The following is a 1,066-nucleotide window of genomic DNA, read 5'->3' on the forward strand; positions in this document are numbered from 1 at the left end:
CACTCGGCAGAAGTACGATCCCGGCCGGGTCATGTTCTCCGGGCTGAATTTCTAGGTTGCGCCGCCGCATGCCTGGGCCCTCGGACGGTTCGCGATGCGATGCTCCGCCATGCCGCACCGTGTGGGGCCAAACCCGCATGCATGGATGAAACGCGACGACAGGTACCCAGCGGCCCGACAGGTGCCGGGCATGCATATGGTCGAGCGGTGACGATCCGGTACGACGATGCGCTACGCGAGCAGATCCGCGCACATTTGGCGATCCACGCCCGCCGCGCGGTGAGTGACCCGACCAAGCGGCACGCGGCGGTCGCGGTGGTGCTGGTGGACTCCGTTACCGGCGAGGACAGGGTGGATCCGGCGCCGCTGGACGCGGGGGTCAGCGGGCAGCCGATGTTGCCGGCCGGTCTTGACGATCGCCTGGTCGACGCTGCAGGCGGTGCCGCATTCCTGTTGTGCCGCAGAGCATCTCGGCTTTCCTCTCATTCCGCGCAGTGGGCGCTGCCCGGTGGTCGCCTCGACCCGGGTGAAACCGCGGTCGACGCCGCGCTGCGGGAGCTGAACGAGGAGATCGGTATCGGGCTATCCGACTCGCATGTTCTGGGTCTACTCGACGATTACCCGACACGGTCCGGTTACGTCATCACCCCGGTGGTGATCTGGGGCGGCGGACGGCTCGATCCCCGACCGGCGCCCGACGAGGTGGTGGCGGTCTACCGGGTGGGACTTCACCAGCTGCAGCGCGACGATTCACCGCGATTCATCACCATCCCGCAGAGCCCCCGGCCGGTGGTGCAAATCCCGCTGGGAAGAGCTCTCATCCACGCCCCGACGGGTGCAGTGCTGTTGCAGCTGCGCTGGCTGTGCCTGGAGGGTCGGCACGACCCGGTCGACGAGTTTGAGCAACCCGTATTCGCCTGGAAGTAAGCCGGAACGCTCGAGTTTGCGGTTTCCTTCGCCCGTCGGCGCGGATGCCGTGGAAGCTAGGCGGCTGATTTTTCCAGGATGTGGACGCCGCAGGCGGAGCCCAGGCCGATCACGTGGGCCAGCCCCACCTTGGCGTTGT

1 protein-coding gene is annotated in these 1,066 nt (G+C 67.2%); it reads left to right on the forward strand.

The features are described from left to right. The first annotated feature begins 207 nt into the window (after positions 1–207). Positions 208–927 carry a CoA pyrophosphatase gene (locus F6Q13_RS17765; protein WP_293059372.1) on the forward strand — a complete coding sequence of 240 codons (720 nt, stop codon included), beginning with the start codon at positions 208–210 and terminating at the stop codon, positions 925–927. Positions 928–1,066 lie beyond the last annotated feature (139 nt).

It is taken from the genome of Mycobacterium sp., from assembly GCF_008709575.1.
In the GTDB taxonomy this organism is placed as follows: domain Bacteria; phylum Actinomycetota; class Actinomycetes; order Mycobacteriales; family Mycobacteriaceae; genus Mycobacterium.